Source organism: Gemmatimonadota bacterium, assembly GCA_016720805.1.
Classification (GTDB): domain Bacteria; phylum Gemmatimonadota; class Gemmatimonadetes; order Gemmatimonadales; family GWC2-71-9; genus Palsa-1233.
The window spans coordinates 1-14,029 of the sequence record JADKJZ010000007.1 but is presented as its reverse complement, the minus strand read 5'-3'; the positions used below and the strand labels follow the sequence as shown (position 1 = coordinate 14,029).

15 protein-coding genes are annotated in these 14,029 nt (G+C 67.6%); 3 read left to right on the top strand and 12 right to left on the bottom strand.

The features are described from left to right. Nucleotides 1–94 precede the first annotated feature (94 nt). The gene (locus IPP98_07590; GenBank protein ID MBL0178970.1) at nucleotides 95–727 is read right to left on the bottom strand and encodes a hypothetical protein; all 633 of its coding nucleotides are present in this window, start codon (nucleotides 725–727) and stop codon (nucleotides 95–97) included. A 149-nt stretch (nucleotides 728–876) separates the two neighbouring features. After that, a complete protein-coding gene (locus IPP98_07585; GenBank protein ID MBL0178969.1) occupies nucleotides 877–2,100 on the bottom strand; it encodes a hypothetical protein in 1,224 nt (407 codons plus the stop codon). A gap of 199 nt (nucleotides 2,101–2,299) precedes the next feature. On the opposite strand from IPP98_07585, the gene IPP98_07580 reads away from it, so the two are divergent. After that, entirely contained in the window at nucleotides 2,300–3,505 is a 1,206-nt protein-coding gene (locus tag IPP98_07580) for a hypothetical protein (protein MBL0178968.1), read from the top strand. 14 nt (nucleotides 3,506–3,519) lie between these two features. Here the strand turns inward: IPP98_07580 and rsgA are convergent, their stop codons facing one another. The 6 genes from rsgA to IPP98_07550 form a co-directional block, all read right to left on the bottom strand. After that, nucleotides 3,520–4,590, bottom strand: a complete 1,071-nt coding sequence (rsgA, locus tag IPP98_07575) for a ribosome small subunit-dependent GTPase A (protein MBL0178967.1) — start codon at nucleotides 4,588–4,590, stop codon at nucleotides 3,520–3,522. Nucleotides 4,591–4,632: 42 nt separating this feature from the next. Then, nucleotides 4,633–5,058 carry a hypothetical protein gene (locus tag IPP98_07570; protein MBL0178966.1) on the bottom strand — a complete coding sequence of 142 codons (426 nt, stop codon included), beginning with the start codon at nucleotides 5,056–5,058 and terminating at the stop codon, nucleotides 4,633–4,635. Further along, complete coding sequence (locus tag IPP98_07565) at nucleotides 5,058–8,057, bottom strand: family 78 glycoside hydrolase catalytic domain (protein ID MBL0178965.1); 3,000 nt, start codon at nucleotides 8,055–8,057, stop codon at nucleotides 5,058–5,060. The genes IPP98_07570 and IPP98_07565 overlap by 1 nt, the downstream gene beginning before the upstream one ends. Before the next feature lie 74 nt (nucleotides 8,058–8,131). Next, nucleotides 8,132–9,160: a hypothetical protein gene (locus IPP98_07560; GenBank protein MBL0178964.1), complete on the bottom strand. Its 1,029-nt coding sequence runs from the start codon at nucleotides 9,158–9,160 to the stop codon at nucleotides 8,132–8,134. A gap of 79 nt (nucleotides 9,161–9,239) precedes the next feature. Continuing rightward, the gene (locus tag IPP98_07555; protein MBL0178963.1) at nucleotides 9,240–9,638 is read right to left on the bottom strand and encodes a hypothetical protein; all 399 of its coding nucleotides are present in this window, start codon (nucleotides 9,636–9,638) and stop codon (nucleotides 9,240–9,242) included. 7 nt (nucleotides 9,639–9,645) lie between these two features. Next, nucleotides 9,646–9,909, bottom strand: a complete 264-nt coding sequence (locus tag IPP98_07550) for a hypothetical protein (protein ID MBL0178962.1) — start codon at nucleotides 9,907–9,909, stop codon at nucleotides 9,646–9,648. Between the two features lie 440 nt (nucleotides 9,910–10,349). Between IPP98_07550 and IPP98_07545 the strand changes: the two genes are divergently transcribed. Both IPP98_07545 and IPP98_07540 read left to right on the top strand, forming a co-directional pair. Next, nucleotides 10,350–10,820 carry an SRPBCC family protein gene (locus IPP98_07545; protein MBL0178961.1) on the top strand — a complete coding sequence of 157 codons (471 nt, stop codon included), beginning with the start codon at nucleotides 10,350–10,352 and terminating at the stop codon, nucleotides 10,818–10,820. After that, entirely contained in the window at nucleotides 10,810–11,151 is a 342-nt protein-coding gene (locus tag IPP98_07540; GenBank protein ID MBL0178960.1) for a helix-turn-helix transcriptional regulator, read from the top strand. The genes IPP98_07545 and IPP98_07540 overlap by 11 nt, the downstream gene beginning before the upstream one ends. Here the strand turns inward: IPP98_07540 and IPP98_07535 are convergent. The 4 genes from IPP98_07535 to IPP98_07520 are packed head-to-tail and all read right to left on the bottom strand — an operon-like array spanning nucleotide 11,123 to nucleotide 13,532. Beyond that, complete coding sequence (locus IPP98_07535; protein ID MBL0178959.1) at nucleotides 11,123–11,623, bottom strand: hypothetical protein; 501 nt, start codon at nucleotides 11,621–11,623, stop codon at nucleotides 11,123–11,125. The two genes, IPP98_07540 and IPP98_07535, sit on opposite strands and share 29 nt — an antisense overlap. Next, complete coding sequence (locus IPP98_07530; GenBank protein MBL0178958.1) at nucleotides 11,623–12,768, bottom strand: hypothetical protein; 1,146 nt, start codon at nucleotides 12,766–12,768, stop codon at nucleotides 11,623–11,625. Before IPP98_07530 ends, IPP98_07535 begins: the two co-directional genes overlap by 1 nt. A gap of 39 nt (nucleotides 12,769–12,807) precedes the next feature. Continuing rightward, on the bottom strand, nucleotides 12,808–13,146 hold the full coding sequence (locus tag IPP98_07525; GenBank protein MBL0178957.1) for a hypothetical protein: 339 nt from the start codon (nucleotides 13,144–13,146) through the stop codon (nucleotides 12,808–12,810). 20 nt (nucleotides 13,147–13,166) lie between these two features. Then, on the bottom strand, nucleotides 13,167–13,532 hold the full coding sequence (locus IPP98_07520) for a hypothetical protein (protein ID MBL0178956.1): 366 nt from the start codon (nucleotides 13,530–13,532) through the stop codon (nucleotides 13,167–13,169). Nucleotides 13,533–14,029: the final 497 nt, after the last annotated feature.

The following is a 14,029-nucleotide window of genomic DNA, read 5'->3' as shown; positions in this document are numbered from 1 at the left end:
CCCATCAATGGCCTGCAGGTTCGGGCCCGGTGCCTTCGAGGCCGGTGCCTCGGTGGCAGATGGCTTGTGCGCCCGAGCGGCGCTGCCGCGGGGCTTAGCCACCGTGCCGCCGAGCGATATGGACGCCGAAGCCGATGTGGAGCGCGCCGAAGCCGAGAGCGAGCATCAGGTCGCCGTCGAGGGCCGGGCAGAACAGCGCCGTCGCGCCGAGGAGGATGAAGCCGATTCCCATCAGCGGGACGGCGCGCACCGAATGGGCGCCTGCCGTGGTCACACCGACGCCGTAGAGGAGGAGCCAGACCCCCGGCAGGAGGCGATCGACCACGTGGGCCTCGACGCCCGGTGTGCCCGGATCGATCAGGGCGATGGTCAGGACGGCGCCGGCGAGGAGTGCGGGCCAGTAACCGAGGAAGAACTTCCGGGCCGGGGCGCTGAGCGAGAAGGCGCCGCCGGTGCCGATCCGCTGGCGCATCTTGTGATACATGGTCCCGCTGCCGACGAGCCCACCGACGATGCCCGTCACCAGCCAGACCATGAGCCATCCGTCGGGGGTGGCCTGTCGGGAGGCGATACCGGCCGCCGCGATGGCGATCAGCCCCAGCGCCACGATCCCTTTGCCGGGGACATCCGTGAAGGAGGCCGCCCCCTCCATGGTGCGCCGGATGAACGACAGGTCCTGGAGGGCCCGGTCGTGCAGCGGGGTCGGTTCGGGCTCCGGGGCTGTCATGCGGTGACCGACGGGCTGTGGTGGCAACGAGGCACGGGCGACTCCTGGGAGGCGGCAAAGCACTTTGTAGTGTAAAGTACGGGGGCGTGCCGCGCAAGTTTCAGGTGGCAACGAGGCCAACCTAGGGGGGATGGGGGTGGGAGGCCTCGCTACCGGCCAGCGCGGGGCGCGAGCCGGTACATCACGACGGTCTCGACGTTGTCGTCGTCGAGCGCGACGCCCAGCACATAATCGGTGCCGATGTCGCGCGGGAGGAAACGCGCGGGCATGGTGACATCGCCGAGCCATCGGCCGGCCGGGTCGAAGACGCTCCAGGTGCTCGGAACGAGTGGGGTAGTGTTGAGTTGTCCGGCGCCGGGGGCATCGGCAAGGTGCGCCTCGCGGACCCAGAGCCTTCCCGTCCCATCGGCAATGAACTGCGAGAAGGCGGGGACTGTGGTGGCATAGCGATCGTTGCGCAGCTCTGCGCGCTCCTTCTCGGCCTGCGCGCCCTTCGACTTGATCCAACGCTTTCCCCATTCAGTCATGTAGGCGTCGATGTCCGCCTTGGTCACCCTGCGCGGACTCCATGCCCGTCGGATCGTGTGGGAAAGCGTTCCATCCCGCGTGTACACGCTGATCGAGTACGCCGTGCCAAGGCCGACATAGAAGCGCGTCGCATCGACGGCATACGCGGCCTTGGCGCCGAACCATGGCGAGCCATACTCCCCCTCGTGCAGGGCTACCTCCATCATCGGCAGGGCGCCGATGCGGCGCGTCTCAACCTGCCTCCGGTCCACAACGGCCACCGGAAAGGAATCGACCGAGCGAGGATTCCCTGCGGTGTGCCGCCCCATCCGCATCATTGCGCTGACCCGCAGGCCGCCTCCATCGAGTGGTACGAGCGTGAACGGCATACCGGTGGACGATGCTTCGCCTGGCGGCCCCGGGGGCGGTGTGCTCGGAAGCCGGTGCAGGTACTTGCCGTCTCCGGTGAAGTAGGAAAGGTCCCCCCTCATCAAGCTCCCTGCCACGAGGGTATCGCCCCGTACGCGCCAGAACGACTCCAGCTGTTCAAACTCACCAGGCCCACCTCCTTTGCCCCCAGCCGATTTCACATAGCGACCTGCAGCATCGTAGAAGCGCAGCGCGAGGCTGCCACCATCGGCCACCACGATGCGGCCGTCCCCCAGCCGGGCCGCCCCGCGAACGCGCGAGAGTTCGTAGTCGGGCCCCCCGTCCGCGCCGATCACCAGCGTCGGTGCCGCGGAGAGGGCCAGCGCTTCCCCCGGCTTCCAGGTGGGGCGGGGATTATCGATGATGCGCGGGGACTGCGCAGTTGCACTGCCTGCGAGGATGGAGATGAGGAGCAGCAGCAGAACCGGACGGCGCATGGCGTGACCCAGGGGGGAAGGGGAGCGAGCCGATGGCGGCAATGGTCGTGTGTGCTTCGAAATGACTGCCGAATCCGGAGAATGTCCACCCCGGCGTGTCGCGCATCCTTTGGGGAGGCACCGTTCAGAACTAGCTTGCGGCCCCCACAGGAGGCAGTCCATTCCGCACCCATCCGCTCATCGCCACGCGCTCGCGACCGTGCTTCTACTGCTCGGCGCGTGCAACGCCAGCAAACATCCCGAACAACCGTCAGCCCCTCCCGACGTCGCAGCCCCGACCGTCCACGACAGCGCCGGCATTCGCATCGTCGAGCACGCGCTCGATGCACGCGACCGCGCGCCACGCTTCACGCTCGATACCCTGCCCATCACCGTCGTTGACGAGCGGACCACCGACCTCGAGCTCGGCAAGCTCTGGCGGCCGCTCCTGCTGAGCGACAACCGGATGGCGTTCTTCAGCGACGGCTCGGTCTTCGTCATCGGTGCCGACGGCAAGGTCGCCGAGCGGATCGGGCAGCGCGGGGCAGGGCCGGGGGAGTTCCAGGGCGGACGGATGATTCGTGGCGCTGGTGATACGCTGCTGCTGAACGACATCGAGAACGCTCGCGTCTCTGTGATCGTGCCCGGCGTCGGCGTCATCCGCACCGTCAACATCACCGCTCAATTCGGAAAGATCGCTTTCTCCCCGCTTGGTCTCGTCGGGAAGGACACACTGCTGGTCGGTTCCAACGAGGGAATCGGCTTCCGCGATCCGAAGAGCAGCTCCAATCTGGTGCCGTGGTTTGTCGGCCGCATCGTGATGCCCACGGCCACACCGACGCCGTTCGATTCGCTGCCGGGCTTTGCCCTCACGAAGTACCTGAACGGGATGGTCAGCCAGCGCTACGGCACGGCCGGCGCGTTGGCCGGGTGGGGCGGGCGCATCCTGCTGGTGGATATCCGCAACGGCTCCATGCGACTCCGTGCAGGGAGCGGGGCACTCATGCAGCGGATCCGCATGCCGAGCACACGGCGCGCGACCGATCCGGAGAGCGTGAACCTCGACGTCGAGCGGTACATCACCTGGCTGCGCACCCGCACCAACGTCGGGGTCATCAAGTGGGACACCGCGCGGGTGTTCAACAACCTCCGCGGAACGGCACCGGCCGATTCGCTGCCGACGTTCGATCGGGTCCTGATCGGCGCCGACGGCCTCGCCTGGTTCAAGGATGGCGGCTACGAGTACGCCGACTCGACCTGGGGATGGACGGCGCTCCGACAGGACGGCACCATCGCAGGCCGCCTCACTGGCACCGGGCGTGATCGGATCGAGGCGTTCGGCACCAATGCGGTACTGATGCGCGTGGAGGATGAGGAAGGGTATACGGTGCTGCGGGTGTTTCGACTGAGGTTGCCGACACCCTAGCCTCGGTCGATGGCTCAGCGATCCTCAGGCCGGTACTTGGGGTGGTGCTTCATCGTCTTCAGCGCCGTCTTGTGTTGCGACACCGCAGCCGCCCGCGCACGAGCGTCGTGCTTGCGGTCGATCCACGCCGCCTCCGCCTGCAGCTTGCGATAGCTCGCGAGTCGGTCCGCGGCCAGCTGCCCCGCCTCCACTGCAGCCACCACGGCACACCCGGGCTCGGCGTCATGACGGCAATCCCGGAAACGGCATGTCGCCGCGAGCTCGTCGATCTCCGGAAATGCCCCGGCGAGTCCTTCGTCGAGCGTCCAGATCCGCAGTTCGCGCAGTCCCGGCGTATCCATCAGCAGGGCGCCACCGGCGATCTGGTAGAGCTCGCGGCGGGTCGTGGTGTGCCGACCCTTCCGATCGAACGCCCGCACCTCGCCGGTCTCCAGTTGATGCGCGCCGGCGAGCGTATTGACGAGCGTCGACTTGCCAGCACCGGACGGCCCCAGGAGCGCCACGGTGCGTCCGGGGCGAAGCGTCGCCCGCAACGCGGCGAGACTCGCGTCATCGTCGACGCGCACGACGTGCACGTCAACGCCGAGCGCCACGGTAGCGACCTCGGCCCGCGCGAGCGCCAGGTCGGTGACGAGGTCGGCCTTCGTCAACACGACCACCGGCACCGCACCACTCTCCCACGCCACGGCGAGATAGCGTTCGATGCTGCGCGGATTGATCGGCACATCGAGCGGCTGCACGATCCAGATGACGTCGACGTTGGCCGCGAGTAGCTGCTCGCCGCCCCCCTCGCCGGCACTCCCACGAGAGATGGCGGTGCGACGGGACAACACGTCACGCAGGGTCCACGGATCGGTGGGCAGCGGACCTGGTTCGACGACCACCCAGTCGCCGGTCACGGGCAGGGGACCGTCGTGGGTCCCGACCAGCCTGGCCTCCACGGGACCGTCGGCCAGCTGAATCGACCACCGGTCGCGCTCCTGTGCGGTGACGCGGGCTGCCTGATGGTGCAGCCCCAGTTGGTGGGCAGCCAGCAGCACCTCCCAACCTGCGTCCCATCCCCAGGTGGTCAGCACGTCGTGCACGGGATTACCAGTGACAAGTTCGGTGCACGTCGCGCCCGTTCGTCACGACTCAAGTCTCCCATTCGTCGGATCGGCGGACGCCGGGAGCTGGCCGTGTGCGCGATAGACCCGATTCAGCCGCCAGACTGGAAGCGCCAGACCAAACGCCGCTCCCATGACAAAGAGGGAGTCCGAACCCGTCAGCATGCCAAGGGCCGCCCCGACGAGGGCCCCAATGGTGGGTTCAAGCGCGGCACGCCAGAGCGGCACGTTGCGGAGCGACGACCAGGCGAGCATCGGTCCGAACAGTGCCCCCATGATTCCGAAGACCCGCATGTTCCAGAGATAGTTGGCGAGATCCGCCGGCGGGGCGCCGGACACCACCTTGCCCACCCAGGTCAGCGGGATCGCGGCGATGGCGCCGACGACCCCGCCGAGGATCGCAAGGATCAGGTTGATGCGGAAGGTGGCTCGGGTCGTGAGTGGCATCACGCGCTCGGGGGAGCAGCTTGAATGCGCACCGTCTTGGTGGCCAGGTGCACCTCGCGCAGGAAGTACACCAGCCCCACGACGAGCGCCATCGTCGAGCCGGTGAACAGCGCGCCCACCACCCAGCGCAACTCGATCTGCAGCAGCACCTGGACGAAGAGCGCCGCGATCACCGTGCAAACCAGCAGCGCCGAGAGGGTGCTGACGGCGATCGCGGAGCTCGCCAGGTGGCGCCGGAATTCGAGACTCGCCAGCTCGACATGGTAGCTGGCAGATGCGACCATCGCCGGCGGCAGCTCCCGCTCCGTCAGGTATCGCCCACGATCAATGATCCGTGCCAGACGCCCCGTCATCACATTCAGGATGCCGGCGATTCCGGTCAGGAGAAAGACCGGCGCGAGAGCCAGCTGAATCGCGTGCGCCACATCCCCGAGGTCGGCCACTGCGTTCACGTACTGCCAGTCGGAGCCAAGCAGGCCGTACGACGTCTGCAACTCGGTCTTCGCGCTGGTGATCCCGCCGCCGACCACCGGGGCGATGATCGCATGCTTGTAGCCCGGTGCAGCGTCGTCGACATCGAGCCCGCCGATGGTGCGGTACATCCAGTCGCCGATCGCGCCGAAGGCGTAGTGGTTGAAGGAGTTCATGCTCTGCTCCTGGAACGTCCCGTCGGGGCGGATGCCGTCCCACCGCTCCCACATTGTCGTGGCACCCCGCCCGATCGGGTACAGCCATCCCGGATAGCCGCGCTGATTGAGCAGGGCGAAGGCCACGTCGGTGCGCCCGTTGCGTGACAGGGCATGCGTCAGCTCCGGCGTGCCGAGGAAGCCGGTCGAGAGGTGACCATCATGCTTGCCGATGTCATCGACCAGACGTTGCACTGCTTGCGGCATCTCGCTGGCATCGAGCAACCCATAGTTGAGCGCAAGGGCATACGCCGTCTGGGTGTTCTCGGCGACGCGTCCGTTGGTCGTCACGAACTCCTTCCGGAACGCCACCCGCACCCGGTTGAAGAGATCGCGGTACTTGGCGGCGTCAGCGGTGCGGCCGAGAACGGTGGCGGCGCGCGAGACAATGTCGGCCGAGTGGGCCAGGTAGATCGTCGCGATGAAGTCGGTGCCGGTGGTTGCGCCGGGGTAGCCAGCGTCGTCGCTGTGCCAGGCGAGCCAATCGCCGAAGTGGGAATCCTGCTTCCAGATGAGCGCTGGGCCGGCACGGCGGGTCTCGTAGTCGACCCACGCAGTCATGCTGGCGAACTGTCGCTCGAGGCCCCCGCGATCACCGTACATCAGGTACATCGTCCAGGGCACGACCGTCGACGCGTCGCCCCAGCCGGCAGCGGAGGCAAAGCGGGTGCTGTCGCCGCCCAGCGGATTCGGGATGACCCAGGGGACGGCGCCACCGGGATGCTGATCGAGGGCGAGGTCGCCGAGCCACTTCGCGAAGAAGCCGGCGACATTCATGTTGAAGCTCGCGGTTCGCGCAAAGACTTGCGCATCCCCGGTCCACCCGAGCCGCTCATCGCGCTGCGGACAGTCGGTCGGCACGTCGAGGAAGTTGCCGCGCTGCCCCCAGACGATGTTCCGCTGCAGCTTGTTCAGCAGCGTGTCCGACGTCACGAACGTCCCGGTCTCCGCCAGGTTGGTGTGGACGACGACGCCGGTGATCGCACCGATCGCCGGCTCACCCGACATCCCCTCGACCTGCACATAGCGGAAGCCGTGGTAGGTGAAGTGCGGCTCCCAGGTTTCGTCGCCGCCGCCCTTGAGGGTGTAGCGGTCCTTCTGGAAGCCGTCGCGGAGGTTGTCGGTATAGAGCTCACCCTTGGGGGTGAGGACCTCGCCATGGGAGAGGGTGATCGTGGTGCCGGCCGCGCCGCGCACGCGGAGCCGCACCCAGCCCGTCATGTTCTGGCCGAGGTCGTAGATCACCTTTCCCGACGGGGAGCGGAGGATCGTGACGGCCTTGATCTCCTGTGTCCGGCGGACCGGCTCGGTGGTCGGGGCGACGAGGACGGCGTTCGTCGGCGCGGCCATCGCGACAGGCAGCCAGCCCTTGCCTGCGAACCCCGCGCGATCCCAGCCCGCCTGCTCGAGCCGCGCGTCGTAGCTCTCGCCGCGATAGATGTCGGCGAAGGTGATCGCCCCCGTCGAGGTCTGCCACGTGCTGTCGGTGGTGACGCGCTGCACTCGGCCGTCGGCGTAGCGGATCTCGAGCTGGGCGAGCAGCGCCACCGTGGTGCCATAGGCGTGGCGGCGACCGGAGAAGCCGAGGTAGCCGCGATACCAGCCGTCGCCGAGCATCGCACCGATGGCGTTCTCGCCTTGGGCGAGCGCGGCGGTGACGTCGTAGGTCTGGTACTGCAGGCGACGGTTGAGCGAGGTCCAGCCCGGCGTGAAGAAGTCCTCGCCGACGCGCTGGCCGTTCAGCCGCAATTCGTAGAGGCCGCGGGCGGTGACGTAGACGCGCGCCGAGCGAACCGTGCCCTTCACCGTGAAGCGGTTGCGAAGCAGCGGGGCAGGGGCGCCGGCCGAGTCGTGCATCTCGGCGGCGGGGCCGATCCACTGGGCCGACCAGTCGGTGGCCTTGAGCAGCCCGGTCTCCCAGAAGGCGGGGGTGCTCCATGCCGACGGAATGTTGGCGTCGTCCCAGATGCGGACTCGCCAGAAGTAGCGCGTCGACGAGGTCAGCGCAGGGCCGCTGTACGGCTGGAAGATGGAGGCGTCGGTAGCAATGCGGCCGGAGTCCCAGAGCAGCGATTTGCCGGCGGTCAGCGCCGCCTGCGACGCGGCGACCTGGATCTGATAGGCCGCCTGCATCGTGTTGCGGCGCGGGGACTCGATCCGCCAGCTGAGACGCGGCCGTAGGACGTCAGTGCCGAGGGGGTTGGCGCGGTACTCGGTCACCAGCCCGGTTACGGTCGGGCGGATCTGGGCTGAAAGGGGCACGGCGATGAGCACCGTGAGGACGGCAAGCGCGGCGGAGCGGATGATGGGCATGGGAAACAGTACCCCGGCGGCGAGGCAGGCGGCAAGCAAGCTGCTCAGCGATCGCTCGGTGCGGCGCTAGCCCGTTACCGTGCGTAGGCCTGCAGCCACTCCACGTCGTCCTGGTCCCGCCAGAGCACGTAGACGAAGCGTGCGGTGACGGCCATGATCCACTTGTCGGCGGCGAGGTTGATCGTCTTGAGCAACTTCCCCTGGCTATCGACAACATCCCAGTCTCTTGCCTTGGCGCCTCGGGTGAACGAGCGGCCGATCCAGAGACGCGCTCGGTCATCCAGCACGACCGCGTCGTTGCTGAAGGGTGGCTTGACCTCGGCGTACACCAGCGTGAAGGGAGGTCCCTTCGGCTCGTTCGCCTTCCGGTCCGCATCGGTCACCGGGACCGGGGTATAGAGGATGGCCCCGCCAACCACCGGCGGGCGGCCGGTCGCGAGCCAATCGACACGGTAGGGCGCAACGCGAATCATCGCGATCCGGCCGTCGGGGGCCACGGTCCACGCATCCGCGGGCGTGTACGGCATGATCCGCATCCCTTGGTAGCTGGCGCCGTTCGCGAGCTTGCCGCCGATCGGGGTGGCGGAAGGCATCTTCACGAAGCCGAGGCTGTCGAATCGGACGCTCCGGCGATCCCAGCGCAGAATGGCCGTCGTCGTTGGGGCGGTCGGCGCTGAGGCGATGTAACGCATCTGGAAGTAGAGGCGCCCGCCCTGGTCGGCCCCGCGGATGTACTGGCCGGCGAGACGCATCTGCTCGGGGAAAGGGGTCGTGGCGACGATGTCCCCGTTTGGCGCGATGATCAGGTAACGATCTGCGTCACGGTCGATCAGCAGGGTCGAGTCGTTCGGGAGCACGATCAGCCGCAGGGGCGTGAGGTACTCGCGCGGCCCGGATCCCTTTCGGCCAATCTGTTTGGCACTCTGGCCACCCGGGGCCAGCAGATGGACCATCGGCTCGGAGAAGTCGGCCACGAGCACCGAGCCGCTGGAGAGCTCTCGAACGCCCGTGACGGTGGTGAACGATTGCGCCGACGTCCATGTCGGTCGCGCGAACGAAGGGGCGGTGAAAGCCTGCGCGCCGCTCGGGGCGGCGAACAGCATAGGGCGATGGTTGCGAACGTGGGGACGCGTGGTGCGGTCATGGGTACTCCGAAGTCGTGTTCTGCCAGTGGACCAACCGTCAGGCACCGCCCTGGGCGTCGGTGGATCGCCGCTGCCGGATCCCAGCCACGATCAGATAGGCCCCGGGAAGCGCGAGGAGCAGCGTACCGACCACCATGATGGCATCGAGCTTCGTTCGCCGAGCCGCGCCCTCGATGACCATCATGCCGAGGAGTGCCAGACTCAACCCACCGAGCCCGATCGCGTGAGGCGGTGCCAGGCGCTTCTCGACGGGCAGTCGGGAATGCTTCGTCGCCGTCATCGCGATCGCGAAGAACGCGCCGGTGAGCATCCCCTCGGCGGCGCGCGACCAGTCGAACGGGCGGGACCCGATCACCACCGGTCCTGCGACCCACACCATGATCGCGAAGCAAATGAAGCCGATCACCCGGGGGAGCGTTTGGGGCGTGGTGGTCACTGCGTCATCACCGAGAGTCCCATCGTGGAAAGGCCGATCCCCAGAGTGCGCCGAGCGCGCCGAAGGTCAGTCCGCTGCTGATGCCACCGAGAATCACGATCGTGTCGCGGTTGGAGGCGCAGTCCGCGGTGTCGCACATGCTGACCGCAAACGCGGTCCCCACGACGCCCATCGCGGCGCCGATGACGCCACCGATCAGTCCGCCACGGCGCCAGTGCGATCCGGTCGAGACGTCGAGGCGCCGCAGGTCGCTGACCGGAATCGTGCGCATGGCGGCCGAGTCCTCGATTCCGAGGCATGGCCGTCCGGGAAATCGGCAGTAGTGCAGCGCCGAGTCGCCCATGCCGTAGGGGCGAGCAGTCGCCCCTCGAGCATCGTGGTCGCCGTGTACATCCGCACCATCTTGCCGCTGTCCACGGATGCCGGGAGGGGAGGCTGCTGGGCGGAGGCGGTGAATGCCCCTCCGAGGAGGATGGCGACGACGACTAGCGGCGTGAGGCCCTTGAACATGTCGGGCTCCGGGTCCGGGTACGGCCGCGGGGGTCGGCGACTCGATGGAAGGTATCAGCCCACGGCCCCAGCGAAGCGCCATGCGCCATGGCCCGGTGCCAATGCGCAACCAAAACCTTGCGTGTTCCCTTCGCCTGCCGCATAATGCGCAACCTTCACGTTGCCTATTATCGTTCCTTCGCCCCCGCCTGGAGCTCCCCCATGAGCAGCACAACCGAACAGCCCGAGACCACCGACCGGATCGAGAAGCGCTTGGATGTTGCCGCGCCACGCGCCCGGGTGTGGCGCGCACTCTCCGACGCCACCGAGTTCGGCACCTGGTTCGGCATCTCGCTCGACGGTCCGTTCACGCCCGGGGCGATCGTCCACGGCAGCCTGCGGATGGCGGGGCTGGAGCACGTGACGATCGAGATGCGGATCGAACGGGTCGAGCCGGAGGGCTACTTCTCCTACCGGTGGCACCCGGGCGCCATCGACCCGAAGGTCGACTACACCGCCGAGCCAATGACGTTGGTGGAGTTCCGCCTCGAGGAGAACGCGGGCGGTACCGCCATCACCATCATCGAGTCCGGCTTTGACCAGCTGCCGGCCACGCGCCGCGTGGAGGCGTTCCGGATGAACACCGGCGGATGGAACGGGCAGTCGAAGAAGCTGGCTGCGTATGTCGAGTAGTCGCAGCGGCGCCGTCCGCCACGCGGCCCCCGTCTTCGCCGCCCTCGGGGACACCACGCGCCTCACCCTGGTGCGCCGACTCGCCGTCGAGGGCGACCTCTCGATCACGCGCCTGACCGAAGGGAGCGGGATGACGAGGCAGGGCATCACCCGGCACCTGCAGTCGCTTGAACGAGTCGGCCTGGTCCGCGACAGCAAGGAGGGGAGGGAGCACGTGTACTCGCTTGACCTCAAGCGACTCGGCGTCGCGCGCGAGTATCTCGATCAGGTCTCGGCGCAGTGGGATGCGGCCGCGGCGCGCCTCAAGGCGTTCGTCGAAGCGCCGGAGTAGGCGGCTGCGTCAAGGACACCGCGTCCGGATCATCGTGATCGGGGCGGACGGATACGCATCGCCGCCGAAGGGCATGTGGATGAGTCGCCCGCGCACCGTGTCGCGGGGCCGGCTTGACCACGGCGGTGAGCACACCGGAAGTCCGGAACCAGTTGATCTCGACGCTGTCGACTCGCCCGAGCATCACGGCGCCTCGCCAGCGCTGCTCAATCGGCGGCGTGACTCCAGCGATCAGCCAGCCGAGTCCGTCCGTCGCCTCGAGCCCCTGGCCCGCGGTCGTGTCGACCTTCATGACGCGGGGTGGGTACACCGCCGCGGTGTCGCGACCCCGCTCGGTCAGCTTCGGCGCGTACGCGCCAACGGCAATGCTCCAGCAGCCGAGCATCGGCCGCGCCCTGGCCATGTAGTCCTGCTGGGCGGTCAGAGGAGCGACGCCCAGGACGAGCAGGGTGACGGCGGTCCGTTGCAGCACTAGGGTCGCGCCTCGTAGAGGACGATGCTCTGCGAGCCGTCCTCTGACTCGGTGATCGCCCACGCGCCGCGACGATCGAAGGCGAGCCCCTTCGCCGAGGCTGGGAGCCAGACAGAGGGGAGCGGCTTGCCGCTGGCGTCGAGGCGGAACCATTCGCGAAGCTTGCCCGAGGCGGCGTCGAGGCCGATCCAGGCGGCACCGCTCGGTGCCACTTGTACTTCGAAGGCGGGCGGGAAGAACCGAGTTCGCGCCTCGATCTGCTCGCGCATCTCGCTTGGCACCCCTTCGAGTTGGCGATCATGCGCCTCGGACGGCACCCGGCGCAGAGGGACGGACCGTTTGTGCTCGAAGAGCGGTTCACCGCGGTCGTTCACGGCGACGACCCTGATCGAACCCGTCCCGTTGGGCGAGGTCTCCTGCAGCACCGCCACCCGGCGGCTGGCATTCGGCGGAGTGGCACGCAGCGTCATGGGGCAGGAGGACCCAGGCATGCTGATGATCACTTCCGACCCCGCGACCATGCAGCGATTCGGAGGGTCCGTTGCGATGACGAAGCGGACCGCGCCCTCAAGCGAGGTGCGGACGGCGAACCGCGGGTCACCCATGACGTCCTTCGGCGCCTCCGACTTCGGCGGACTGAAAAGCATCACTTGCAGCAATAGACTGCCGTCGGGATAGGCCGCTTGCAGGCGGGCACCGGTATATCGGGTGGATGTGCCCCCGGGTAACGTTTGCTCAATGCGGTCAGGGAGCTGAATGGCGCGAAGGAAATTTCCGTCGGCGGAGTACCGAGTCAACCGACGCAGGCGACCATCCGATGCCCAGAGGGTATCGCCGATCCACCCGATGGCGTCGAGTTGTCGAAACTCTCCCGGACCCTCCCCTGCGTGCCCCGCCGATGCGACCGGCTTTCCCGCAGGGCTGTAGAGGCGGATGACACCGTCCTGCCGGAGATACACGGCGAGGATGCCGGAGGGGCTCACTGCGAGGCTCGAGATCGCGCTGAGATTCTCGGCCTCGGCGTCGATGCGCAGCAATGCTTTGGCTGCGGCCGGTCCAGTTGGGGCCTGCGCCTGAAGGGAGACGGCCGCCATCGGAGCGATGACGGCGAGGAGAGCGACGGTCGTCAGGCGAATGGTCGACAAAAGGCACTCCGGGGTAGGGCGTCGTGGTCTGATGCGTGCTTACCGGATCGGACAGCTGCTCCGATCGACCGGCATCCGCTCGACCGTCGCGAGGTTCGGTTCGGCGATCGGCATCCGATCCTGCTTCGTGCTGTCGGGAAGGAAGGTGCGGATCGGGCAGCGCGTCGGCGAGAGCTGAACGCCAGCGACGCCGATCAGTCGCGCCGTCGTCGCGGTGGGTGCGCCCGGGGTCGTGCCGCGTGCGAAGGGGCCAAGCGTGGGCTTCAGCGCGAAGAGTGGTACGGCAGTCTGGGAATCCCGGAACACCGCCGTCGGCCCGCGATAGGTCAGCTGCGCGCTGGCACTGGTGGTTGCACCGAGAAACAACACGGTCACCATGCCACCTAGAACGGATGATTTCATTGTGTCACTCCACTGAGCTTGCGGCTGCGAGCCGCACTCACCCCGCAGCCCAGGAAGAAGAGGCCAAGGGCTGCCGCACCGACCGAACTCAGCACGTCATTCGGGGACCTTGGCGGGGACGCTTCGAACCAACACGCGATACCTGCGGCAATCATGAACAGTCCGAAAACAAAATAGAAGGCGGGATGGAAATCGCTGACCTTGCCGGCTCGCGCCCGACGCGATTGCCAGACCGCAAAGGCCGCCATCATCGCACCCCAGGCCAACGACTGCATGATCAATGTGCTGGAGGAGCGCTCGTCCTGCCAGAGAAACCGGTTGATCAGCCAGTAGAAGGCAGCGGCAACGAGCGCAGAGAGCATGAAGCGAAACGCGGAAGCCATTTAGCGCACCTTGCCGGGATGGAAGGAACGAGCCGCCAGGCATCTGCCGGCAACCTGACCGAGGCGCAGACCGGACTGCCATCTCGACCGCGACCGCCGACGCGCACCTCGAGAACGCTGCCAGGATCCGTCACCGCGTGGTGATAGAGCGCGGGGGTGATGCCGGCAAGAGGGATCTTCGCCCGCCGGTCATAGGGACTGCTGGGCTGACCCGCCCGTGTCCCGACGGTGACGTAGACGAACCGCTCCGTCGGTGGCCCCTGGGTGAACGGCCCGTAGCAGACGACCGGACCATCCGCGACTGGCTGGCTCGCCTCCACCGCCAATTCGAACGCCACCGCCGAAGCCGTCACCGATGTCGGTGCAACGAGATCGAATCGCCCCGACTGCAGGGCGAGCGCAACACCGGGCACCGGGTCGGTGACCACAATGCGGAGCCGGATGGTGGATCGACCCTGGCGACTCACTATCGGGGC